Here is a 23,227-nt window from a genome sequence, read left to right on the forward strand (position 1 = left end):
GTCACTGCCATTGGTGAATGGGCCAGCCATGTTTTTCGGCGTGTTCGCGTAGCACCGGGTCGGGGTTCACCGCTTGCGGCTTGTCCACCAGCCCCAGCAGGGGCAAGTCGTTGCGCGAGTCGGAATAGAACCACGCACCCTCGAGGTTTTCCCCTTCAGCGTCCAGCCAGTCGTGAAGGCGTTTAACCTTGCCTTCGCGGTAGGTCAAGGTGCCCTGGGTCTGGCCGCTGTACACCCCGTTTAGCACCTGCAGGTCGATGGCCAATACCTCCTCGACACCGATACGTTCGGCAATCGGTTGCACCAAGTGCACGCCTGAAGCAGAAATGATCAAAATACGGTCGCCGGCCTGGCGATGGGCAGCGATGCAGCGCGTGGCGGCGCTATAGATCAGCGGTTCGATCACGTCTTCGACCCAAGGCTCAACGTCATAGGCGACTTCTTCCGGCGTGCGCCCGGCCATGGGTTCCAGGGTAAAGGCCATATACTCCTCCATGGCCAGTTCCCCGCGCGCGTAGGCGGCCATCAGTTCGTGGTCCTTTTTCACGAACGACTCGGCATCCACCCATTGCAGGCGCGCCATGTGTTCGCTCCACAGCGACGAGCAATCGCCGTGGATCAGGGTTTCGTCCAAATCGAAAATCGCTAAAGCCATAATGTCGCTTACTCCTCGAAAAGCCTTCAGGCTACCTCACACAGGGCCTCAGGATCGATGCTCAATGAGACCCGCTGACCATTGGGCAACAGATCACTGGCCGAACGGTTAAGCACATCGACCACCAGGTCGACCCCACGCGCCTGTACCCGATACCGGATGACATTGCCCAGCAGGCTGTGGCTGCGGATCTCGCCTTCCTGCTCACCGCTCAGGCTCAAGCTTATGGACTCGGGGCGGATCGCCAGGCGCGCAGCGATGGGGCGTTGCAGCAGGCGGCTGGCCTGCTCGGTGTCGAGCAGGTTGTAGTTGCCGATGAAGCCTGCAGCGAAGGCGTCCTTGGGGGCGGTGTAGACGCTTTGCGCATCGCCGCTCTGGACGATCTGCCCCTTATTCATAAGAAAGATGCGGTCTGACATAGTCAGCGCTTCTTCCTGGTCGTGGGTCACGAAAATGGTGGTCAGGCCCAGCTCTTGCTGGATCTGCCGGATCTGTTCGCGCAGGTGCTTGCGGATCCGCGCGTCCAGTGCCGACAGCGGTTCATCGAGCAGCAGCAAGCGCGGCCGGGTCACCAGTGAGCGGGCCAGGGCCACGCGCTGGCACTGGCCTCCGGAGAGCTGATGAGGGTAGCGCGAGGCGAAATCCTGCAGCTCCACCAGGCGCAGCACGTCAGCTACCCGTTGCTGGATCTCCTGGCTCTTGACCTTATGCATGCGCAAGCCAAAGGCGACGTTCTGTTCCACGCTCATGTTGGGGAACAGCGCATAGCTCTGGAACACCATGCCGATGTCGCGCTTTTGCGGGCTCAGCGGCACCAGGTTTTGCCCGTCCAGGAGAATGTTGCCGCTGTCCACCGAGGTCAGCCCGGCGATGCAGCGCAGCAGGGTGGACTTGCCGCAGCCAGAGGGGCCGAGCAGGGTGATGAACTCACCCCGGCTGATCGTGAAATTAATGTCGCTGAAAATGGGCGTATCGCCGTAGGTCTTTTCCAGGCGTTCGACGCTGACAAAGCTCATATCACTGTTTGTCCTTGTTCAGACGGTTGGCGCCCCAAGTCAGCACCAGCACGAAGACGAAGTAGGAGATCACCAGGGCACTGTTGAAATGGCCACTGCTGTTGCGCATGTTGTTCAAATACACCTGCAGGGTTTCGTAGCGGGTGCCGACCAGCAGGTTGGCGAACACGAACTCGCCGAATAGAAAGGAGAACGACAGCAGCAGCGCCACCATCAGGCCTTTGCGCAGGTTGGGCAGTACCACTAGAAACGCCGCTTGCCAGGTGCTGGCGCCGAGCAGCTGGGCGCTGTCCATCAAGTCACGCAGGTTGATCGCCTGCAGGTTGTTGGTGATTGCCCGGTACATGAATGGCAAAGCGATGGTGAAGTAACAACCGATCAGAATCCACGGCGTACCCACCATCGCCATCGGCCCGGAACCGTAGAGGTTCAGCAGCCCCACCGAAGAGACCACAGGCGGTACCGCAAACGGCAGCAGGATAAGAATGTTCATCAGCGCATCCAGCCGTGGAAAGTGGTAATGCACGACGAACAGCAGTGGCAGGATCAGCACCACCGAAAGCAGCAATGCCCCTACACACACCAGCAGCGATTGGCCGAATGCCTGCAAAAAGCGCGGCTCGCCCCATAGGGCCAGGTACCACTTGAACGTTAGGCCACTGGGCAGGATGGTCGCCGACCAACTGCTGGCCAGGGAATAGAGCAGGGTGCCGGCCAGCGGCAATAGCAGGATCAGGAACAGCAGCCAGACCACCGCGCGGTGGTAGAGGCTGGCGGGCCCGGCGTCAGCGCGCGACATGGTAACTCCTCTTCAATAGCCATTGGTGCACGGCCGTGACCAGGGTCATCAGGCCGACCAGAATCATCGCCAGAGCGCTGGCCAGGTTCGGGTCCAGGCTGATATCACCGGCCACCATGGCGGCGATACGAATCGGCAACACGTTGAAGTTGCCGGTGGTCAGCGCGTACACCGTGGCGTAGGCGCCCAGGGCGTTGGCCAGCAGAATCACGAACGTGCCAAGCAGCGCCGGGGTGAGTACGGGCAGGCCGATATGGCGCCAGTAGTCCCAAGTGCTCGCGCCGAGCAGTGCGGCGGACTCGCGCCAGTCTTCGCGCAAAGCGTCGAAGGCAGGGTAGAGCAGCAGCACACCCAGAGGGATTTGAAAGTAGGTGTAGGTGATGATCAGGCCGGTCTTGGAGTACAGGTTAAAGTCGTCGATCAGCCCGGCATCTTTGAGAATCAGGGTGATAGCACCGTTGAAACCGAGCAGGATGATAAACGCGAACGCCAAGGGCACGCCGGCGAAGTTGCTGGTCATGTTGGCGAACGCGCTGACGAAGTCGCGCAGTTTCGAGTCGACCCGGCGCAGCGAGTAGCTGCCCAGCAGGGCGATCAACAGGCCGAATACGCTGGACCAGAAACTGATCTCCAGGCTCAGTTGAATGGCCTGGCGGTAGAATTTCGAGCCAAAGGCCTTGTAGAAGTTGGCCAGGCCCCAGCCGCTTTCCGACTGTAAGCTGCTGATCGCCACCCAGACCAGAGGGGCGATTTGGAAGACGATAAAAAATACCGCGAAGGGCAGTAAGCACAGGAGTGCCAGCCCTTTGCCTCGGGTCGGGTTACTCACTCAGCAACTCCTGGCAAGTGGGTTTGTCGTGGGCTACGCCCAGCAAGTCGCACACCAGCCCGCACAGCTGCGTTTGCAATGGCTGCACATTGGGGTTGCGACTAAAGGCGTCGCCGATCAGAAACAGCGGCACTTCCCGCTCCTCCGCCAGTAGGCCGTTGTGGGAGCGGTCGTTGTTCATGCCGTGGTCGGCGGTGATCAGCACCTGGTAGCCGGCGTCTAGCCAGCCTTGCAGGTAATCGGCCAGCAGACTGTCGGCGTTACGTGCACTATTGCGGTAGGCCGCGCTATCGAGGCCGTATTTATGCCCCGCGTCATCGATGTTCATGGGGTGTATCAAGAGGAAGTCCGGCGCGTGCTTGAGCCGCAGGCTCTCGGCATCGACGAACAGGTGCGAATCGGGGTAGTGGTCTGCGTAGTAAAAATGCCCATGCTGGATGGGCAGCGTTGGGTCTTCGGTGTGGCGGTCCCGTACGGCGTTGAAGGGTGAGCGGTTGTACAGCTCGCTGACCCAATGGTAGGCCGCCGCCGCCGTGCTGCGACCACCCTCACGGGCATAGTGAAAGATACTGCGCTGGGTGGACAAGCGGCTGACCTGGTTATGCACGATACCGCTTTCAATCGGCGCGATGCCGCTGAGGATGCATTCATAGAGCGGCCGCGACAGCGCGGGCAGCTCGCATTGCAATTGATAGAAGGCGCCGTGCTCAGCCCCGATATGGGCCTGCAGATGGCCCATGGCATGGCGGGCCACGCTGTAGTTGAGGCCGTCCAGCAAGACCAGAATGACTTTGTGCGGCATGGCGCAGGGCTCTTGGTGAGAGGTCGTTATTGCGGCCGCCCAGGTCGGGGGCCAGCGGCCCCCTCGCTACGGCTGGGCGGTCAGTTCATTTCGATGATGACTTGTTCCTGCCACTGTTGCGGCAGCGCCTTGGAGCTCTTTTCCCAGGCTTCAGGCTTGGTGATGGGCTTGGCTTTGGCGTATTGCTGGGATGGCAACAGTTTGGCCGCGACCTCAGCTGGCATCTTTACATGGTCGGCACGGATCGGCCGGGCGTGGCCTTCGGCGAGGTTGATCTGGCCCGCATCACTCAGGATGAACTCACGGGTCAGCTTGGCGGCGTTAGGGTTCTTGGCGTATTTGTTGATCACGGTGGTGTAGCCGGAAGTCACCGAACCGTCGGATGGGATCAGCACCTCGAAGCGTTTGGGGTCGATCTGTTCGCGGTAGCTAAGGCCGTTGAAGTCCCACACCACGCCTACTTCGACTTCACCTTTTTCCAGGGTCTGAATGCTCGGGTTCGCCAGCGACAGGCGTTTCTGCTGGGCCAGCTTAGTGAATAACTGCAGGCCTGGCGCCAGGTTGCTTTCATCGCCGCCACGGGCAATGGCTGCGGCCAATACGCCATTGGCGGCCTGGGCGGCGGTGCTGACGTCACCGATGGCAACCTTGTATTTGCCTTTTTCCAGGTCAGCCCAGCTTTTCGGCATGTCGGCTTCTTTCACCAACTGTTTATTGATGATGAATGCGATGGTGCCGGTATAGCCGAGCATCCAGTGGCCATCTTTATCTTTGGCCCAGTCCGGAATTTGCTCCCAAGTGGTGGGTTTATAGGGTTGAGTGACCCCCTGCGCCACGGCAATCGGGCCAAAGGCTGCACCCACGTCGCCGATGTCGGCGCTGGCGTTGTCTTTTTCTGCGGCGAACTTGGCCAGTTCCTGGGCCGAGCTCATGTCGGTGTCCATGTGTTTGAGACCGTACTTGGCGGTCAGATCGTCCCACGTGCCTTTCCAGTTAGCCCAGGCATCGGGCATGCCGACGCTGTTCACGGCGCCTTCAGCCTTGGCCGCCGCTTCCAGGGTGGACAAATCGGTGTCAGCGGCCATGGCCGACGTGCACAGGGCAATGCTTGAACCTAACAGTGTGGCCAGGAAAAGCTTTTTCATCCGAAGCTCCTAGAGAGGACAGGGGGCACTAGTGGGTGATGGGAATTGCCGTTATTGGTCTAGGTCAGCAATACCTGAGCCAATTTAGGCAGGTCGCATGACATTTTGATGTAAGTGCAGCTGGCGCAAGCCTTGCAGAGTGTTTCCGCAGGCGCCTGCCCGCTAAGCGTAGACCATGCTGAAACACTTGATTCGCAAGGCTTGTAGGCCGGGTGCAAGGGGCCTGGTGGCGGCCCGATGGCGAGCTCACGGCAGCCCCGTCACGGCAGTGTCATTTTCTGGGCCTAGGCTCTGTTTAAGAAATGCAGTGCGCTATTTTGGCTCTGGACTAGACCAGAAGGATGATTTTGATGCGTGAGGCTGCGCCCCGAGCGGTGACCCTGATTTGCCAGGCATTGCAGGAACAGATCGAACACGGGCTGTTGTCCTCGGGCTGCAAGCTCCCGGCCGAGCGCAAGCTCAGTGAGGTCTTCGACACCACCCGCATTACCTTGCGCGAGGCCTTGCTGCAGCTTGAAGCCCAGGGCTTGATCTACCGCGAGGAGCGGCGCGGGTGGTTTATCGCGCCAGCGCGGCTGGACTACGACTTGATGAAGCGCAGCCATTTTCACGCCATGGTCCGCGACCAAGGCCGCGAACCCTCTACGCGCCTACTCAGTGCCCGCCAGCAACCGGCCCCGGCGGCGGTGTGCGAGGGCCTGCAATTGCCGCCTTTGTCCAGCGTGGTGCAGCTGCGCCGCTTGCGTTGTATCGACCAGCGCCCAGTGCTGTACGTCGAGCATTACCTCAAACCGGCGGTATTCCCCGGCATTCTTGAGCATGACCTGAGCCAACCCCTGACCGAGCTGTACTTGAACCAGTATGGGCTGCGTTATGGGCGAGTCTGTTTTGAAATGACGCCCACCGCTTTGCACGTGGAAGCGGCGGCTGCGCTCAAGGTGTCGGTGGGGAGCCCGGGTTTGCTGATCACGCGGGTCAATTTCGACCAGGATGGACGCTTGATCGACTGCGACCTGGAGTACTGGCGCCATGATGCAATCCGGCTGAGCGCCCAGGTGGGGTAAGCCGCCGTTTCAAGTTTGCGCCACCATTTGCACACTCAGGCGTGGCGTCGCCAGGTCCAGGCCCGCTTCGTCCAGCTGGCGCTTGAGCGCCAGGTTGAATGCCCGCGACACCTCCCACTGCTTGATCGGCCCGGTCTTGAAGCGCGCCCGCAAGATCGCGGTGCCCGACTCGAAGCTCTCCACCCCTTGGATTTCCAGGGGCGACCAGATATTGCGCTTGTGCAGTGGGTCGCTGCGCATCTTCTGGCCGACCTCGCGCATCAGCTTGATTGCGTCGTCAATGTTCATGCTATGGGGTACCGCTACACGAAAGATCGCGTAGCCAAATTCCCGCGAGTAGTTCTTGATGCTTTTGATTTCGCTGAACGGGATGGTGTGCACGATGCCGTCAATGTCCCGCAGGCGCACTGTGCGGATGGTCAAGCCTTCGACCGTGCCCAGGTGCCCACCCACGTCCACGTAATCATCGATGGCCAGGGAGTCTTCAATGATGATGAACAAGCCGGTGATCAGGTCAGCCACCAGCGATTGCGCGCCGAAGCCGATGGCCAGGCCGATCACGCCAGCACCGGCCAGCAGTGGCGTGACGTTCATGCCCATATTGGCCAGGGCGACGATGGCGGCAATGATGAAAATCGCCACGAACAGCACATTGCGGATCAGCGGCATCATGGTCTGCGCGCGGGCGTTGGCCAAGCCTTTACGCGAGCGGGTAAGGGCATGATGCACCGCCGTGTCGGCGAGTATCCAGACCAGCCAGGCGGCGATCAGCGTGCCGGCCAGGCCCAGCAAGCGCACGCTGATATCGTGGCCTTCACCGTCGGCGAAGCGAATCAGCGATAAATCCCAAACCCTTAAGCCCAACTCGATGAACACCAGCCATACGCCCAGATGCACCAGGGTGTAGCAGAAGTTCTTCAAGCGCTCGGAGTACACCGCGTGGCGTCGCAGGCTTTTGCCCGGCCGCAGGGCGTGGCGCCGGACCAAGCCATTGAGCACCATGCACAATACCAGCAGCACGGTGCACATCAGTGACTGGCGCAGGGCCGTGCTGGTATCCCCGGCGGAGAAGAACGTGGCGAACAGCGACACCCCCACCAGTGCCAGGGCCGGTAGGTACCAGAAGCCCCCCAGCACTTCGATGGTGTCGCTCAAGGCCCGTCGGTTCAGGCGCCGTGCCAGGGGCTGGTTGCGGATCAAATGGGCGATGGGCCGGCGAAAGCGCAGCACGAACAGCCCGGTCGACAGCGCCGCCAGCACGTTGGCCAGGGTTGCAGCCGTATGGGCCAAGTGGTTGCCCAGGCTGGCGGCCATGCGCGGGTCGCTCATGGCTTCGCCAAAGGCAGCGAAACTGCCGATCATCCACAGCGGGCGAAAGGCGCGGTGGCGCAGAATGTAGAGGGCGCGATGGCGGTGAGGGCCATCGAGCAAGGAAAAGGCGATCACGCAGATCGCGGAGAAACAGGTACCCACCACCAAGGCGTAGGCCAATACCATGGCCAGGCTTTTACCCAGAGATGAGGGCAGGGCATAGCCCACATAGAGGGTAATCAACAGGGCGATCAGCCAGGGCCCCAACTTGCGCAGGGCGAAGCGCAGCAGGTCCCATGTGCGAGGGTGCTGGGGTAGCTCCTCGGGCAGTTGAAAGCGTTCGCGTACGCGGTGGCTGGCCCAGATCAGGGCGTAGGCCAGCAGGCTCCAGATCAGCAAGATCAAAACGAAGCCAAAGATAATCGGTGGCCACTCTCTGAGCGGCAGTACCAGCGCCTGCAGCTCTTGCCCGGCCAGGGCGAGCTCGTCGTCCCAGCGGGTCAGGGGGCTGTCCTTGCCGGCGAATTGCTGCTCGAACTGTTGCAAGGCGGTGCCAATGATGCCCAGTACGCCAGCCTCTTGGGCAGGCTGGGCGCGTTGGCTGGTGTCGCGGAGTTTTTTCAGGTCGGCCAGTAACTTGCCGCGCTGCTGGTCGTTTTCCAGGCTGTGGATGACCTCATCCAGGGACTGGCCCAAGGGTTGGCTGGGCTCTGCCTGAGGCGCGGTGGAGCTGCTCGTCAAGCCAGGCAAACCTGCCGCTTGGCTGTAGGCCAGCGGCAGGAGGCAGATCAGAAGCGTCAGCAGGGTGCGGCGGATGTTCACTCAGGGCAAGTCCCGGCTGGCGTAGAAGGCGCCGAGGACTTTGACCAGATGAGCCAGGTCTTGGCTGCCGGCCAGTTCGCGGATCGAGTGCATGGCGAAGGTCGGCAGGCCGATGTCCACGGTGCGCACGCCCAGGTGGCTGGCGGTGATAGGACCAATGGTCGAACCGCAGGCCATATCACTGCGCACTACGAAGCTTTGCACGGGGATCTCTTCGGCCATGCACAAATGACGGAAGAACCCGGCGGTTTCACTGTTGGTGGCGTAGCGCTGATTGCTGTTGACCTTGATCACTGGCCCGGCGTTGAGCTTGGGCCCATGGTTGCCGTCATGCTTGTCGGCGTAGTTAGGGTGCACACCGTGGGCGTTGTCGGCGGAGATCAACAGCGAACGCTGCATGCAGCGCACGAAGTCATCGCCGTCGTCCAGCAAGCGCCGCAGGGTTTGTTCGAGCATCGGGCCGTCGGCGCCGCAGGCGGAACTGGAGCCGATTTCTTCATGGTCGGTGCACACCAGCACGCAGGTTTCGTCGCCTTCGGCATTGAGCAAGGCCTGCAGGCCCGCGTAGCACGACAGCAGGTTGTCCAGGCGCGCGCCGGCGATAAAGTCGCCGTGCAGGCCAATCACGGCAGCGCTCTGGGTATCGTAGAAACTCAGCTCGTAGTCCAGCACCACATCCGCGTTCAGGCCATGCTCGCGGCCCAATTGCTCGGTCAGCAGGGCGCGGAAGTCGACCCGTTCATCCCCCGCGACCTGGGCGAGAATCGGTGGCAACTCGGTTTGCGCGTTGATCGCCCAGCCCTGGTTAGCTTCGCGGTTCAGGTGAATGGCCAGGTTGGGGATGATCGCGATGGGCACACGGAAATCGATCAGTTGGCTTTCGACCTTGCCGTCACGGCGAAACGTCACCCGCCCGGCCAGGGACAGGTCACGGTCGAACCAAGGCGCGAGCAGGGCGCCGCCATAGACTTCGACGCCCAGCTGCCAAAAGCCTTGGCGTTGCAGTTCGGGTTGCGGTTTGACCCGCAGGCAGGGGCTGTCGGTGTGGGCGCCGACCAGGCGCATGCCGTCGATCAGGGGCGAGTGGCGGCCCAAGCGAAAAGCAATGATCGAGGAGTCGTTGCGGGTCACGTAGTAGCGCCCACCGGCGACCGTGGCCCAGCTGTCGCGCTCGTCCAGGCGTTGGTAGCCGGCAGCGTCCAAGCGTTGGGCCAGGCTGGCGGTCGCGTGAAAAGGGGTAGGGGAGGCCTTGAGGAAATCGATCAGGCCCTGGTTCAAAGCATCGCGCATAATTCACTCCAAGCAGCAGTGGCGCGAGTTTAACCGATTGGCCGCTGGGCGTGGCGAGGGAGTTCAGGCGCCTTGGCAGCGGCGCCTGCGCTGGCGGGCTTTTAGAACGGTGCCGGGCACTCGAAGCGCAACCGTTCGCCGGTCACCGGGTGGGTAAAGGCCAACAGGCTGGCATGTAAACACAGCCGGTCGTAGGCCGCCAGGGCTTGCGGATGGGCGTACAGGCCGTCACCCAGCAGTGGATGGCCAATGGAGAGCATGTGTACGCGTAGTTGGTGAGAGCGCCCAGTGATCGGCGTCAGCTCTACCCGGCACCACTCGCCGCAGCGCTCCAAGACCCGCCAGAAAGTCAGCGCGTGCTTGCCATGCTCGTGGTCGACCACGTGGCGCGGCTTGGTCGGGGGGTCGTAGCGCAAGGGCAAATCGATGCTGCCGCTGTCCAGGCTGGGTTGCCCCCAGCAGCGCGCGGCGTAGGCTTTTTCGGTTTCACGGTCATGAAATTGGCGTGAGAGCTCGCGATGGCTGTCGGCATCCCGGGCCAGCAGGATGATGCCCGAGGTTTCCCAATCCAGCCGGTGCACGATGCGCGCCTCTGGGTAGCCGTTTTCCTGCAGGCGGGTGATCAGGCAGTCTTTGTTATCGTCGGCCCGGCCGGGCACAGACAGCAGCAAAGTGGGCTTATCGACCACCAATACGGCGGCGTCTTGGTGGATGATGCGAATAGTGGACAACGGCATTGGGGGCCTTTTCAGTAAACCCAGACAGGTAAAACGGCAACGGCGACTCGCAGGCCTTACACCCGGGAGTCGCCGTTGCCTGCACTCAGCCGATCAGCGATCGGGCAGGGTGATGTTCAGTTCCAGAATCGAGCAGCTGCCCTGGCTATCGAGTGCGACGTGAACCTGATCGTTCTCGATATTGACATACTTACGAATCACCTCGACCAGCTCCTTTTGCAGAGCAGGCAGGTAATCCGGGGTGCTGCGTTGGCCGCGTTCGTGCGCCACGATGATCTGTAGACGCTCTTTCGCTACCGATGCGGTACTTCCCTTTTTGCGGTCACGAAAGAAGTCAAAAATATTCATTCACGGCCTCCAAATATGCGCTCGATCCAGCCTTTCTTTTTCACGTCGAGGAAACGATGGGAGATTTCTTTGCCCAGCAGGCGATCGACCGCGTCGCTGTAAGCCTGGCCCGCATCGCTTTGTTCGTCGAGGATCACCGGCACACCCTGGTTGGATGCCTTGAGTACCGCTTGAGATTCAGGAATCACACCCAGCAGGCGCACCGCGAGGATTTCTTCGACGTCTTCCACGCCGAGCATTTCACCTTTGCTCACGCGCTCCGGGTTGTAGCGGGTCAGTAGCAAGTGTTGCTTGATCGGCTCTTCGTCTCGCTCGGCACGGCGCGATTTGCTGGCCAGCAGGCCCAACATGCGGTCCGAGTCGCGCACCGAAGACACTTCCGGGTTGGTCACGACAATCGCTTCGTCGGCGAAATACATCGCCAAGTGGGCACCTTTCTCGATACCGGCCGGCGAATCGCAGAGCACGTACTCAAAGCTTTCCTTGAGTTCGTTGATGATTTTCTCGACGCCTTCGAGGGTCAGGGCGTCTTTGTCGCGTGTTTGGCTGGCGGCCAGCACGTACAGGTTCTCAAGGCGCTTGTCCTTGATCAGGGCCTGGGTGAGGGTGGCCTCACCGTTGACCACGTTAACGAAGTCGTAAACCACTCGGCGCTCGCAGCCCATGATCAGGTCGAGGTTACGCAGGCCGACGTCGAAGTCGATAATCACGGTCTTGTGCCCGCGCAGTGCGAGCCCGGTACCGATAGCGGCACTGGAGGTGGTTTTGCCCACACCGCCTTTACCGGATGTAACCACTAAAATCTTGGCCAAGGTGTATCACCCCTAATGAAAAAGGGATTGTTAATCCCCAAAAACGTGACTTGAAAACAACCACAGGTAGCAAAAGCTGTCGGAAATTTCCGAAAAAGATGGCTTATTGCCTTCCAAATTAAAAGTTGCGTTGAAAAAGGCGGCAGTATCCGTTAAAGACGGGTGATGTTCAACACATCACCGGAGAGACTGATATGGGCCGCCGAGCCCCATAACGGGTCGCGGCGCAAGTCTTCGGCAACCTTATACTGGCCGGCGATTGACAGCAGTTCGGCGCTCAACTGCTGGCAAAAAATACGCGCTTTGCGATCACCCTTGATACCGGCCAACGCCCTGCCGCGCATCGGCCCGTAGACATGGATATTGCCATCGGCGAGAAGTTCCGCACCGGGGCTCACCGAAGAAATGATCACCAGATCGCCGCCCTGGGCATAAACCTGCTGCCCCCCACGCACCGGCGTGGTGATGATCTTAGTCGGCTGAAGCACTGGCTCAGGGGGCTTTTCGGGCTTTTTCTCCTCAACCTCCAACGGCCGCTCGCGGGCGCCGGACGGCGGCAACACGGGCAGGTCGATAGCGATCGCGGCAGCGATGTCCTCAATGCGGCTGGCGCGCACGGCCAGGGTGCGCAAACCATGCTGGCGGCAAACCCGCATCAGCGCAGGCAGGTCAATGTTGCCCTGGTTGGCGGGCAGCTTGTCGAGGGCAATCACTAGCGGCGTATTGCTGAAAAAATTGGGAGCCTGGGCCACCTTGGCGGCCAACTGGCGGTCGAGGCCTTCGAGGTCGTTGTACGCCAGCTCAAGCACGGTGATGGCGAGCATGCTGCCCTTTAGCTGGAACACGGGGGCGTGGTCTTGCGAATCGGTCTGGCTCATGGTCGGCAAAAAGCGCCTTGTTACGAAAAAGTGCCGAGACTTATAGCGAGAACGCCTGCGAGCCGCAACCCGCGGCTGAACCGTTGTAGAATGCCCGGCCTTGTTATTTGCCCGGATTGCCCATGGAACGCCCGCGTTTTCGTCGTTACTTCCTCCACCCTAAATTCTGGCCATTGTGGCTGGGCCTGGGCCTGTTGTGGCTGCTGGTACAGCTGCCATTCCCAGCGCTGGTGCGGGTTGGGCGGGCGCTGGGGGCGCTGATGTATCGGGTGGCCGGCGACCGGCGACGCGTTGCGGCGCGTAATCTGGAGTTGTGTTTCCCCGAGTTACCGTCCGTCGAAAGGAAGCGTTTGCTTAAAGAAAATTTCGCTTCCACAGGCGTGGCATTCTTCGAAATGGCCATGAGCTGGTGGTGGCCAAAGGCCCGTTTGGCGCGGCTTGCGCACATCGAAGGGCTGGAGCATTTGCAGGCCGCGCAGCAACAAGGGCAGGGCGCGATCCTCATGGCGCTGCATTTCACCACGCTGGAGATCGGTGCCGCGTTATTGGGCCAGCGCCACACCATCGACGGCATGTACCGCGAACACAAGAACCCGGTATTCGACTTCGTCCAACGACGTGGCCGCGAGCGGCACAACGATGATTCCCTGGCGGTTGAGCGTGAAGATGTTCGCGCGATGATCAAACAACTGCGCAAAGGCCGCGCCATCTGGTATGCGCCGGATCAGGACTACGGGGCCGGGCAAAGCGTGTTCGTGCCGCTGTTCGGTATCCCGGCGGCGACCGTGACGGCGACGACTCACTTTGCCCGTTTAGGCAAAGCGCGGGTGATCCCTTTTACGCAGCAGCGCCTGGCCGACGGCAGCGGTTACCGCTTGGTCATTCACCCGCCGTTGCAGGGCTTTCCTGGCGAGTCGGAAGCCGCGGATTGCTTGCGCATTAACCAATGGGTCGAGCAGGCTGTGCGCGAGTGCCCGCAGCAGTATCTGTGGGCGCATCGGCGCTTCAAGTCGCGCCCCCCGGGGGAGGCGAAGCTGTATTGAGGGGCAAGCCAGATAAAAAAAATCGGGGGCAAGCCCCCGATTCAGTCGCGCTAGGGTTACTCGGAGATCTGCAACTTGCGCGCTTCGGTGTAAACGTAGCGAACCTTCTCATACTCGAATGGCGAGTTGGTCTGGCCATAGCGGAAGCTGGTGGTGTGGCGTCGGTCAACCACACGCAGGGCCCAGATCGCAGGGTGGTCGCTGGCCGCCTGGGACACGTTGAGGAAGTTGATGGCCGACTCAGCGCTGAAGTCGAATACCAGCCCGCCGGTGTCACGCAGGTTGGAAGGGCCAAGGAATGGCAACATCACGTAAGCCCCGCCCGGCACCCCGTAGAAGCCCAGGGTTTGGCCGAAGTCTTCGCTTTGCTTGTTCAGGCCGACCATGGTCGCCGGGTCCCACAGACCAAAAATCCCCACGGTGGTGTTCATCACCAGCCGCCCGGTGATGTCCAGCGAGCGCTTGCCCTTGAACTGCAGCAGGCTGTTGACCAGGTTGGTGACGTCGCCCAGGTTGCTGAAAAAGTTGCTCACGCCACTGCGCACGAAGCGCGGCGTGACGTAGCGATAGCCGTCGACTACGGGCAGAAACACCCACTCATCGAAGCGGTAGTTGAAGTGGTAAACGCGCCGGTTGAGGTTTTCCAGCGGGTCATAGACGTTCAACGCCGTGAGCGTGGAGCGCTCGAACTCGCGTTGGTCCAGGCCGGGGTTGAATTTGAGCTGCTTCAACGGCTCGGTGAAACCGTCTTTGTCGACGGTGACGCGCGCAGGTGCCGGGGCAGTCTCGGCCTGAACCAGGCCAGCGCACAGCAGTGCGCCAATGAACAGGAATGCTCTAGCCACGGAAGAACTCCAGCATGGCGTCGCTGTTGACGCGGTAATTGATGTTGCCGCAGTGGCCGCCGTGTGGATACACGGTCAGGCGGTCACCGAAGGTGTCACGCAGGAAACCCAAGTCGCCCGGGCCGAGGATCACGTCGTCGGCGTTGTGCATAACGGCGATTTTCGGGCTGTTTTTCAGGTAGTCCTTGAGGGCGTACAGGCTGACCTGGTCGACCAGTTGCAACAGGCTGCCGCCATCGGTACGGGCGCGCCACATGGGGATCACTTGCTCGGTCAGGTAGCAGTCGAAATCGCACTGCAGCGCTTTGCGCAGGAATGGCGTCAAGCTGGTGCCTTCGCTGATCGGATACTTGGGCGGGGTGATCAGCCCACGGCGGTTGATCAGGTCCGAGGTGAAGGCGATATCGGCGGCCGAGAAACGGAACGAGGTGCCGATGATCATTGCCATCTGTTCGTTCGACAAGTGCTGCTTGGACTGCTGGAAGTCGTACAGCAGGGCGTCGTTGAGGTCGATGTAGCCCTTTTGCTGGAAGTAGCGGGTCAGCTTGGCCAGCACCAGTTCGTAGAACGTAGTGCTGTTGTCGATCCCCTTCACGTGGGTCTGCACCAGCTTGTCGAGGTTGCTGATCGAGGTGTAGAGGTTGACTGGCGGGTTGAGCAACAGCACTTTTTTGAAATTGAAGCTGCGGCGGGTTTCATCCAGTTTGGCCACGAACGCGGCGTCCAGCGCTCCGAGGCTATAGCCGGTCAGGTAGAAGTCGCTGATTGGCAGCTTGGGGTGCTGCGCACGAACGGCTTGCATGACGCGGTACAGATCCTCGGCATCGTCCTGGCTCACCCCGGGGGTGGCGAAGCGCGAGGCCGCGGTCATGAAGTCGAAGCTGGTCGGCGACGACAACTGCACTACGTGATAACCGGCCTTGTAGTAGAGCTTTTTCAGGTACTCGTTGAGGCTGCTGTCATAACGCGCGCCGGTGCCTGCGATCAGGAAGATCAGCGGCGCGGCGTGGTCCTGTTCGGCCAGCCGATAGCGCAGCGACTTCACGGCCCAGAAGTTGTCAGGCAGGGTGAACTCGCGCTCGGGGCGCAGTTTCAGGCTGTAGTCGTCTTGATCGATGTCGGCATCGGCCGGCAACTCCGGGCGCAGGTCCGGCGGGGTCGAGGCGATGGTCGCTTCAAAAGGATTGGTCAACGGGTAGCCGTAAGTGGCGGGGTCGACATCCTTCGCCAGGGCGGACGCACTCAAAATGAGGCCGCCCACAAAGGCAGCGAAGCGTAATGATCGAGGCATGACTGGGTTCCTGAAAGGAAGTGCTGATTAACGTACGCAGGCTAGGACAACCGCGCTGATGGCAAGTTGCCAAGCGGGGGCGCATTTACACACAAAATAACGATGGCGGCAGCAAGATACACCCAATCGGCTTTTTCTCGCGAGCCACCGACCTACCGTCGGCGGTATTCAGGCGACGCACGGGCGTTTATCCTAGAGCTCCTTCGCTCAATCGAGTCACCCATGGCCCGTCACGTTCCTCTGATCGTTCTACTGATTGCCTTGGCCGGCTGCCTGGCCGCCAGTTATGGGCTGCGCTATGGCCTGATGGAGCGGGCGGACTGGCTGGGCATCTGCGCTGAACAGGGCCAGCGCTGGGAGTGCCAAGTGCGCAGCGGGCTGGGGTTGGTCATTCATTTTCGGGTAATGGCCTGGGCCGCATTGGGTTTGGCGTTGGTCAGTTTCTTCACGGCCCATCGGGCGGGCCGCGGCCTGGCTGTGGTGGCGCTGCTGCTGGGTTTGCCTTCACTGGTGCTATACACCGCCAGCCTGGCCGTGTTTGCAGTGGTCATCGCCGGCCTACGCCTGGTGCGCGAAGCTCAACACCCGTAGGAGGGGCCTTGGCCCCGAGAGGCCGCGGCAGCGGCCGTTCACCGGGTGCGAGATGCGCGTACAAGGGCGGCTGCCATTACAGCGCTGGCTGCCGCCCACGCCCAGGCTTGTGGGTTACGCAGGCCTTCCAGGTAGAGCTGCACGGGAATCCCCAAGGCCACGATTGCCAGCAACAGCGTGACTTCGCCACGCCGCGCCGCCACTGGGCGCACCAGGTACACCAAGGCCGGGAGCATTATCGCGGGGTAGGGAAAGCTGCGATAGCGAGGTTCGAAGACCATCGCCAGCATCAACACCGCGCCCACGAAGCCACTGGCGGTCAACCAGAACCGCGCACGGGCCTCCAGCCAGTTGAACCAGTGCTGGCGCCAGCCGCTGGGCTTGGCCATGGCAAGGGTGGCATGGGCCAGCACCACCAGATTGAGCAAGCCGATCAGGCCGGCCCACAGCCATTCTTCGATGAAACGGCTGTCGACCCAGCTCTGATGTGCCCATAGGCCAATGCTGCCCGCGCCGAACGCGGCGAGCAACGGCACGCCCAAGGTGGAGCGCGCTCGCGGCGAGGGGCCCGCCAGGTAAAGGCCGACGAAAAATAATGCGGCACTGAGCGCCAGCCAACGCGGCCAGCTCGGCAGGTTGGAAACCCTGCCAGCCAGAATGCCTTTGTCCTGACGGTCGGCATCGTAAATGCCCCAATGGCCGCCCATCGCGCCTTCGTTCGCGCGTTTCCACGGTTGGTCGAAGGCTTCGATCAGGTTGTAGTGCCATCCGCGTTGTTCGGCCATGAACACGAAGTTGCGCAAGAATTTGGCTTCATTGACCCGGCTGGGTCGGGCGGTCTCGCGCTGGCGGCCTTCGCTGGGCCAGCCGGTTTCACCAATGAGGATATCTTTCGGGGCGAAGCGTTCGCCGAAGTCCTGGCGGATTCGCGCGACATGGGCCAGCGCCTGGTCGATACCCTTGGGGTTGTCTTCCCAGTAGGGCAATAGGTGGATAGTCAAGAAATCCACGGCGGGCGCCACTTCAGGGTATTGCTCCCAAAACTCCCAGACATCGGCGTAGGTGACCGGTTGCTTGATCGCCGCCTTGACCTGCGCGATCAGCTTGACCAACTGGCCGCCGGTAATTTCCTTGCGCAGCAACACCTCATTGCCGACGATGACCGAGGTCACCACGTCGGGGTTAGCGTTGGCCGCATCGATCAGCGCCTGCACTTCATGGGCGGTGTCTTTGGGGTTCGCGTTGACCCAAGCCCCCAGCATAACTTTCAGGCCATGCTTGCGGGCCAGCGCCGGGACCCCTTCCAAGCCGGTCATCGAATAGGTGCGAATGCATTGGAAACGCTTGGCCAACAACGCCAGGTCGGCGTCGATACGCGCCGGGCGCAGTTGCAGGGGCTGGTCGTAGGGCGACTGGTCTTTATCGAAAGGGGTGTACGACACGCATTGCAGTTTATGCGTGGGGCTCGCGGCGTCCGCTAATTTCACGGGACGGCCCAGGCTGTACCAAAGGCTGAACAGCGCTAACAGGCTGAACAGGCACGCTAATAGATAAAGGGGCAGGGGAGGGCGAACGGTCGTTGACATAGGGGGCCGCTAATCAGACACAGGGGGGCATCTTACCTGTAAATATATTGCGGCAGGTTCGCAATGTCCGATGTCGTTGATCGTATGTTTGAGGTCGTACGCGGAGCATGGCGTTGCGCGGTGGAAGCCGATGATCGAAGGGGGGCCCGACAACCGTCGGCCACTGTCTTTCGGGGAAGTCGGATGAAGATGAAAAAGATGCTGGGCGCTGGCGCCGCGCTCATTCTGGCCATGGGCTGCAGCCTGGCCAGCGCCGCCACCAAGGAGACCATCACGATCGGCTATGTGGACGGCTGGTCTGACAGTGTAGCGACCACTTTCGTTGCTGCTGAAGTGATCAAAGAAAAACTTGGCTATGACGTCAAACTGATGCCGGTCGCCACCGGTATCATGTGGCAAGGCGTGGCGACCGGCAAGCTTGACGCCATGTTGTCCGCCTGGTTGCCGGTGACCCATGGCGAGTATTGGGCCAAGAATAAAGACAAAGTGGTCAACTACGGCACCAACTTCAAAGATGCCAAGATTGGCCTGATCGTGCCCGAGTACGTCAAAGCCAAAAGTATTGCCGACCTAAAAGACGACGCCAGCTTTAAACAGAAAATCGTAGGCATCGATGCCGGCTCGGGCGTCATGCTCAAGACCGATCAAGCCATCAAGGACTACGGCCTGGACTATAAGCTGCAAGCCAGTTCAGGCGCGGCGATGACCTCCGAGCTAGGGCGCGCCTATGCCAAGAATGAGTCAATTGCCGTTACCGGCTGGGTTCCGCACTGGATGTTCGCCAAGTGGAAACTGCGCTTCCTGGATGACCCGAAGGGTGTCTATGGCGCTGCTGAAACGGTCGACAGCATTGGCAGCAAAGGGCTGGCTAAAAAAGCCCCAGAAGTCGAAGCGTTTTTGAAGAAGTTCCAGTGGAACTCCAAGGACGAAATTGGCGAAGTCATGCTGGCGATCCAGGAAGGTGCCAAGCCGGAAGCCGCAGCCAAGGCCTGGCTGGCCAAGCACCCTGAGCGGGCCACTGAGTGGGCCGGTAAGTAATATCCCCCTCTGAAACCCGCCACCGGCCCTGTCAGAGCCGGTGGCGGGCTTAGGTTCTACTACTAAGGTCGTTCTTGCAGCCGCCGTTGGGCGGCCTACAGTACAGGTGGCAATGCCCCATCTGTGCTGCGAGGACAAAAACAATGAACGACAGCATTTACCTTTCGATTCAAAACAGCCCGCGCTTTAAAGAGCTGGTTTCAAAACGCGAGCGGTTCGCCTGGATTCTTTCGGCGATCATGCTCGGCCTGTATGCCGCTTTTATTCTTCTGATCGCTTATGGTCCGCAAATACTGGGTGCCAAGCTCAGCCCTGAGTCATCCATTACCTGGGGTATCCCGATCGGTGTCGGCCTTATCCTGTCGGCGTTCGTGCTGACGGCGATCTATGTTCGGCGCGCCAATGGCGAGTTCGATGACCTGAACAACGCCATCCTCAAGGAGGCCGCGCAATGATCCGGCGGCTATCGGCAATATTGGCCCTGGCGGCCATGGCGCAACCCACCTGGGCGGCCGAAGCGCTGACCGGTGCGGTGCAAAAACAACCCCTAAACGTGGCCGCGATCATCATGTTCGTGGCTTTCGTCGGCGCAACCCTGTGCATCACCTATTGGGCTTCCAAGCGTAATAAGTCGGCCGCCGACTATTATGCGGCGGGCGGTAAGATCACCGGTTTTCAAAACGGCCTGGCGATTGCGGGCGACTATATGTCGGCGGCTTCTTTCCTGGGGATTTCCGCTCTGGTATTCACCTCCGGGTACGACGGGCTGATCTACTCCATCGGCTTTCTGGTGGGCTGGCCGATCATTCTGTTCCTGATCGCCGAGCGCCTGCGCAACCTGGGTAAGTACACCTTCGCCGACGTGGCGTCCTACCGCCTCAAGCAAAAAGAAATTCGCACGCTGTCCGCGTGTGGTTCTTTGGTGGTGGTGGCGTTCTACTTGATCGCGCAAATGGTCGGTGCCGGTAAGTTGATCCAACTGCTGTTTGGTTTGGACTATGCGGTTGCCGTGGTGCTGGTGGGTATCCTGATGTGCCTGTACGTGCTGTTCGGCGGCATGCTGGCTACTACCTGGGTGCAGATCATCAAGGCAGTGCTGCTGCTCTCCGGTGCGTCATTCATGGCCCTGATGGTGATGAAGCACGTCAACTTCGACTTCAATATGCTGTTCTCCGAGGCGGTCAAGGTTCACCCCAAAGGTGAAGCGATCATGAGCCCAGGTGGCCTGGTGAAAGACCCGATCTCGGCGTTCTCCCTCGGCCTGGCACTGATGTTCGGTACCGCTGGCCTGCCGCATATCCTGATGCGCTTCTTCACTGTGAGCGACGCCAAGGAAGCCCGCAAATCCGTGCTCTATGCCACCGGTTTTATCGGTTACTTCTATATCCTGACCTTTATCATCGGTTTCGGCGCCATCTTGCTGGTCAGCACCAACCCGGCGTTCAAAGACGCGGCAGGCGCGTTGATCGGCGGTAACAACATGGCGGCGGTGCACCTGGCCGATGCGGTGGGTGGCAGTATCTTCCTGGGCTTTATCTCGGCCGTTGCGTTCGCCACGATCCTGGCAGTTGTAGCAGGTTTGACCCTGGCCGGTGCGTCGGCGGTGTCCCATGACCTGTATGCCAGCGTGATCAAAAAAGGCAAAACCAACGACAAAGATGAAATCCGTGTGTCGAAAATTACCACCATTGCCTTGGCAGTGTTGGCAATTGGCCTGGGGATTATGTTCGAAAGCCAGAACATCGCGTTCATGGTCGGCCTGGCATTCTCCATCGCCGCCAGCTGTAACTTCCCGGTGCTGCTGCTTTCCATGTACTGGAAGAAGCTGACTACCCGCGGTGCAATGATCGGTGGCTGGATGGGCTTGGTCAGCGCCGTTGGCTTAATGGTGCTGGGCCCAACCATCTGGGTGCAGATCCTGCATCACGAGAAGGCGATCTTCCCGTATGAGTACCCGGCGCTGTTCTCTATCGCCATTGCATTTGTCGGCATCTGGTTCTTCTCGATCACCGATAAATCCGAAGCAGGCGTGAAAGAACGTGCACTGTTCTACCCGCAATTCGTCCGTTCGCAAACTGGCCTGGGCGCCAGTGGGGCGGTTTCCCACTAACCTCAGATAACCGCCACAAAAAAAGGCAGCCTAATAAGGCTGCCTTTTTTCATGGGTATCGCGTGCGGTTATATTTTACCGAGCAATACCAGGATCAGCAGAATCACCAGCACGGTACCGAGAATACCCGACGGGCCATAACCCCAACTCCTGGAGTGCGGAAACACGGGCAAGCCGCCGATCAGCAGCAGGATCAGGATGATGATAAGTATTGTGCCCATGGCGATTTCCTTATTTAGACTTTTTGAAGGACTCGTCAGTCATCTAAATATGACCGCTTACAACCTCCGACTCTGCCGCGTTAAAAAAAGTCAGAAATTTTTTGAAAATCTTTTTTGCTGGCTTCCTGTGCGAAGCCGCGTGTAGCGAAATGGGTTCTGAATGGTTCAACTTCGGGCAGGATTTCTGTAGGGAAAGTTACCGTTGTTTGTAAGTCGTGGCTCTTTCCCCCTGTATGTATTGAGGGCCATTGTTAGACGCGGCAGTCTCCAGGCTCCAAATAGACAGGGAGTGCAAGGTCATGCTGGTGTTGACTAGACAGGTGGGAGAGTTCATCGCCATAGGCGACGACATCTGGGTAAAGATCATCGAGGTGCGCGGGGCGACGGTGCGTGTGGGCATTCAAGCGCCGCGCAACGTGGAGATTCATCGCGCGGAAGTCTACCGGCGCATCCGTGAAAGCCTTGCCGAAAGCCAGCCAGGTTAGTCGAACAACTCCCGGGGAATGTCGTGCTTGAGCATCAGTTGGCATTGCTGTGCATCGGGGTCGAAAACGATGAAGGCTTGGGCTTTATCCAACGCATGGCGGACCCGTTCTACCCGGGTCTGCAGCGGCGTTTCATCACCGTTGTCGGTGCCCTCGCGGGTCACGAATTCCTCGATCAAGCGGGTTAGGGTGTCGGCTTCCAATTGATCGTGGGGAATAAGCATTTCGGGTTCCTGTCAGGGGTTGACGACCGGGCCAGGCGCAAAAGCGCTCTGCCCCGATCCGTCGCAAACCTCAATTATGCTTGTGACCCACGAGGCTATCCACCGCGGGCACGCGGGTTTCGTTTTCCAGTTGGGCATCATGCTCCAATTGGTGGCTGAAACGCTCGAGTGAGGTATGCCCTGGCTTGGCGTCGCTGGCAAATACCGGGGGGCTGAGCATGTAGGCTGTGAGCATACGGCTCAGCGCACCCAAGCTGTCGATATGGGTCCGCTCGTAGCCATGGGTGGCGTCACAGCCGAAGGCCAGCAAGCCCGTGCGAATATCGTGCCCCGCAGTGATTGCCGAATGGGCATCGCTGAAGTAATAGCGGAACATGTCGCGGCGTACCGGTAGCTCGTTTTCTTCTGCCAGTTTCAGCAGATGGCGCGACAGGTGATAGTCGTAGGGCCCGCCCGAGTCCATCATGGCCACACTCACCGCGTGTTCGCTGGAGTGCTGCCCTGGGGCCACGGGGGCAATGTCGATGCCCACGAATTCGCTAACATCCCAGGGCAGGGCGCCAGCGGCACCGGAGCCGGTTTCTTCGGTAATAGTGAACAGTGGGTGGCAATCGATCAGCGGTTGCTCACCACTCTCGACGATGGCCTTGAGCGAGGCTAACAGCGCTGCCACGCCGGCCTTGTCATCCAGGTGCCGCGCACTGATATGCCCGCTTTCGGTGAACTCTGGCAATGGGTCGAATGCCACATAGTCGCCAATATTGACCCCCAGGGACTCACAGTCGGCACGCGTGGCGCAATAAGCGTCCAGGCGCAGCTCGACGTGATCCCAACTGACTGGCATCTGATCCACTGCGGTGTTGAAGGCGTGCCCCGACGCCATGAGCGGCAGAACGCTGCCGCGGATCACACCGGTGTCGGTAAACACGCTGACGCGGCTACCTTCGGCGAATCGGCTGGACCAGCAACCCACCGGCGCCAATGACAGTCGCCCGTTGTCCTGCACTTCACGTACGCACGCACCGATGGTGTCCAAGTGCGCGGAGACCGCACGGTCTGGCGAGTTTTTCTGGCCCTTGAGGGTCGCGCGGATGGTGCCGCGACGGGTCAGCTCAAAGGGAATGCCCAGTTCTTCGAGGCGTTCGGCGACGTAGCGCACGATGGTGTCGGTGAAACCGGTCGGGCTGGGGATAGCAAGCATTTCCAGCAGGACTTTCTGCAGGTAGTTGATATCCGGCTCGGGAATTCGGCTCGTCATAGGGACTCCTGATATGGATAAAAATTA

25 protein-coding genes are annotated in these 23,227 nt (G+C 60.3%); 7 read left to right on the forward strand and 18 right to left on the reverse strand.

From position 1 onward, the window contains the following. Position 1: 1 nt before the first annotated feature. The 6 genes from QCL65_RS07505 to QCL65_RS07530 form a co-directional block, all read right to left on the reverse strand. Positions 2–655, reverse strand: coding sequence for an HAD family hydrolase (locus QCL65_RS07505; protein ID WP_407315631.1), 654 nt, complete (start codon positions 653–655; stop codon positions 2–4). 26 nt (positions 656–681) lie between these two features. Then, entirely contained in the window at positions 682–1,671 is a 990-nt protein-coding gene (locus QCL65_RS07510; RefSeq protein ID WP_407315632.1) for an ABC transporter ATP-binding protein, read from the reverse strand. 1 nt (position 1,672) lies between these two features. After that, entirely contained in the window at positions 1,673–2,470 is a 798-nt protein-coding gene (locus QCL65_RS07515; protein WP_407315633.1) for an ABC transporter permease, read from the reverse strand. Then, complete coding sequence (locus tag QCL65_RS07520; protein ID WP_407315635.1) at positions 2,457–3,299, reverse strand: ABC transporter permease; 843 nt, start codon at positions 3,297–3,299, stop codon at positions 2,457–2,459. The genes QCL65_RS07515 and QCL65_RS07520 overlap by 14 nt, the downstream gene beginning before the upstream one ends. Beyond that, positions 3,292–4,101 carry an alkaline phosphatase family protein gene (locus QCL65_RS07525; protein ID WP_407315636.1) on the reverse strand — a complete coding sequence of 270 codons (810 nt, stop codon included), beginning with the start codon at positions 4,099–4,101 and terminating at the stop codon, positions 3,292–3,294. Before QCL65_RS07525 ends, QCL65_RS07520 begins: the two co-directional genes overlap by 8 nt. Before the next feature lie 80 nt (positions 4,102–4,181). Beyond that, positions 4,182–5,246: an ABC transporter substrate-binding protein gene (locus QCL65_RS07530; protein WP_407315637.1), complete on the reverse strand. Its 1,065-nt coding sequence runs from the start codon at positions 5,244–5,246 to the stop codon at positions 4,182–4,184. 350 nt (positions 5,247–5,596) lie between these two features. On the opposite strand from QCL65_RS07530, the gene QCL65_RS07535 reads away from it, so the two are divergent. Then, positions 5,597–6,310, forward strand: coding sequence for a UTRA domain-containing protein (locus tag QCL65_RS07535; protein ID WP_407315638.1), 714 nt, complete (start codon positions 5,597–5,599; stop codon positions 6,308–6,310). A 9-nt stretch (positions 6,311–6,319) separates the two neighbouring features. Here the strand turns inward: QCL65_RS07535 and QCL65_RS07540 are convergent, their stop codons facing one another. The 6 genes from QCL65_RS07540 to minC all read right to left on the reverse strand — a co-directional run bounded on the left by QCL65_RS07540 (position 6,320) and on the right by minC (position 12,508). Continuing rightward, complete coding sequence (locus QCL65_RS07540) at positions 6,320–8,443, reverse strand: mechanosensitive ion channel domain-containing protein (RefSeq protein ID WP_407315639.1); 2,124 nt, start codon at positions 8,441–8,443, stop codon at positions 6,320–6,322. Beyond that, positions 8,444–9,733, reverse strand: a complete 1,290-nt coding sequence (locus QCL65_RS07545) for a M18 family aminopeptidase (protein ID WP_407315640.1) — start codon at positions 9,731–9,733, stop codon at positions 8,444–8,446. A gap of 101 nt (positions 9,734–9,834) precedes the next feature. After that, positions 9,835–10,470: an RluA family pseudouridine synthase gene (locus QCL65_RS07550; protein WP_407315641.1), complete on the reverse strand. Its 636-nt coding sequence runs from the start codon at positions 10,468–10,470 to the stop codon at positions 9,835–9,837. A 93-nt stretch (positions 10,471–10,563) separates the two neighbouring features. Beyond that, entirely contained in the window at positions 10,564–10,818 is a 255-nt protein-coding gene (gene minE, locus QCL65_RS07555; RefSeq protein WP_407315642.1) for a cell division topological specificity factor MinE, read from the reverse strand. Continuing rightward, positions 10,815–11,630: a septum site-determining protein MinD gene (minD, locus tag QCL65_RS07560; protein ID WP_407315644.1), complete on the reverse strand. Its 816-nt coding sequence runs from the start codon at positions 11,628–11,630 to the stop codon at positions 10,815–10,817. The genes minE and minD overlap by 4 nt, the downstream gene beginning before the upstream one ends. 152 nt (positions 11,631–11,782) lie before the next feature. Then, complete coding sequence (gene minC / locus QCL65_RS07565) at positions 11,783–12,508, reverse strand: septum site-determining protein MinC (RefSeq protein ID WP_407315645.1); 726 nt, start codon at positions 12,506–12,508, stop codon at positions 11,783–11,785. A gap of 122 nt (positions 12,509–12,630) precedes the next feature. Here minC and QCL65_RS07570 point away from each other — a divergent pair, with 122 nt between their 5' ends. Further along, positions 12,631–13,551, forward strand: coding sequence for a lipid A biosynthesis lauroyl acyltransferase (locus QCL65_RS07570; protein ID WP_407315646.1), 921 nt, complete (start codon positions 12,631–12,633; stop codon positions 13,549–13,551). A 56-nt stretch (positions 13,552–13,607) separates the two neighbouring features. Here QCL65_RS07570 and QCL65_RS07575 read toward each other — a convergent pair whose 3' ends face one another. Both QCL65_RS07575 and QCL65_RS07580 read right to left on the reverse strand, forming a co-directional pair. Then, positions 13,608–14,396: a VacJ family lipoprotein gene (locus QCL65_RS07575; RefSeq protein ID WP_407315647.1), complete on the reverse strand. Its 789-nt coding sequence runs from the start codon at positions 14,394–14,396 to the stop codon at positions 13,608–13,610. Continuing rightward, a complete protein-coding gene (locus QCL65_RS07580; RefSeq protein WP_407315648.1) occupies positions 14,389–15,687 on the reverse strand; it encodes a serine/threonine protein kinase in 1,299 nt (432 codons plus the stop codon). Before QCL65_RS07580 ends, QCL65_RS07575 begins: the two co-directional genes overlap by 8 nt. Positions 15,688–15,909: 222 nt before the next feature. On the opposite strand from QCL65_RS07580, the gene QCL65_RS07585 reads away from it, so the two are divergent. Then, positions 15,910–16,278, forward strand: coding sequence for a hypothetical protein (locus QCL65_RS07585; RefSeq protein ID WP_407315649.1), 369 nt, complete (start codon positions 15,910–15,912; stop codon positions 16,276–16,278). A 38-nt stretch (positions 16,279–16,316) separates the two neighbouring features. Here QCL65_RS07585 and QCL65_RS07590 read toward each other — a convergent pair whose 3' ends face one another. Then, complete coding sequence (locus QCL65_RS07590) at positions 16,317–17,864, reverse strand: glycosyl hydrolase family 17 protein (protein WP_407315650.1); 1,548 nt, start codon at positions 17,862–17,864, stop codon at positions 16,317–16,319. Between the two features lie 183 nt (positions 17,865–18,047). Here QCL65_RS07590 and QCL65_RS07595 point away from each other — a divergent pair, with 183 nt between their 5' ends. From QCL65_RS07595 to QCL65_RS07605, 3 genes are all read left to right on the forward strand, one after another. Further along, entirely contained in the window at positions 18,048–18,902 is an 855-nt protein-coding gene (locus tag QCL65_RS07595) for a glycine betaine ABC transporter substrate-binding protein (RefSeq protein ID WP_407315651.1), read from the forward strand. Positions 18,903–19,045: 143 nt separating this feature from the next. Beyond that, a complete protein-coding gene (locus QCL65_RS07600) occupies positions 19,046–19,357 on the forward strand; it encodes a DUF485 domain-containing protein (protein WP_407315652.1) in 312 nt (103 codons plus the stop codon). Further along, positions 19,354–21,012, forward strand: a complete 1,659-nt coding sequence (locus QCL65_RS07605) for a cation acetate symporter (RefSeq protein WP_407315653.1) — start codon at positions 19,354–19,356, stop codon at positions 21,010–21,012. The genes QCL65_RS07600 and QCL65_RS07605 overlap by 4 nt, the downstream gene beginning before the upstream one ends. A gap of 68 nt (positions 21,013–21,080) precedes the next feature. Here QCL65_RS07605 and QCL65_RS07610 read toward each other — a convergent pair whose 3' ends face one another. Next, positions 21,081–21,239, reverse strand: a complete 159-nt coding sequence (locus tag QCL65_RS07610) for a DUF3309 family protein (protein WP_407316725.1) — start codon at positions 21,237–21,239, stop codon at positions 21,081–21,083. 293 nt (positions 21,240–21,532) lie between these two features. Here QCL65_RS07610 and csrA point away from each other — a divergent pair, with 293 nt between their 5' ends. After that, positions 21,533–21,718 carry a carbon storage regulator CsrA gene (gene csrA, locus QCL65_RS07615; RefSeq protein WP_407315654.1) on the forward strand — a complete coding sequence of 62 codons (186 nt, stop codon included), beginning with the start codon at positions 21,533–21,535 and terminating at the stop codon, positions 21,716–21,718. On the opposite strand, the gene QCL65_RS07620 is transcribed toward csrA, so the two are convergent. Together QCL65_RS07620 and QCL65_RS07625 are read right to left on the reverse strand one after the other, a co-directional pair. Next, positions 21,715–21,942 carry a YheU family protein gene (locus QCL65_RS07620; RefSeq protein ID WP_407315655.1) on the reverse strand — a complete coding sequence of 76 codons (228 nt, stop codon included), beginning with the start codon at positions 21,940–21,942 and terminating at the stop codon, positions 21,715–21,717. The two genes, csrA and QCL65_RS07620, sit on opposite strands and share 4 nt — an antisense overlap. 70 nt (positions 21,943–22,012) lie before the next feature. Further along, positions 22,013–23,200: an osmoprotectant NAGGN system M42 family peptidase gene (locus tag QCL65_RS07625; protein WP_407315657.1), complete on the reverse strand. Its 1,188-nt coding sequence runs from the start codon at positions 23,198–23,200 to the stop codon at positions 22,013–22,015. Positions 23,201–23,227: the final 27 nt, after the last annotated feature.

Source organism: Pseudomonas sp. nanlin1 (assembly GCF_045571515.1).
In the GTDB taxonomy this organism is placed as follows: domain Bacteria; phylum Pseudomonadota; class Gammaproteobacteria; order Pseudomonadales; family Pseudomonadaceae; genus Aquipseudomonas.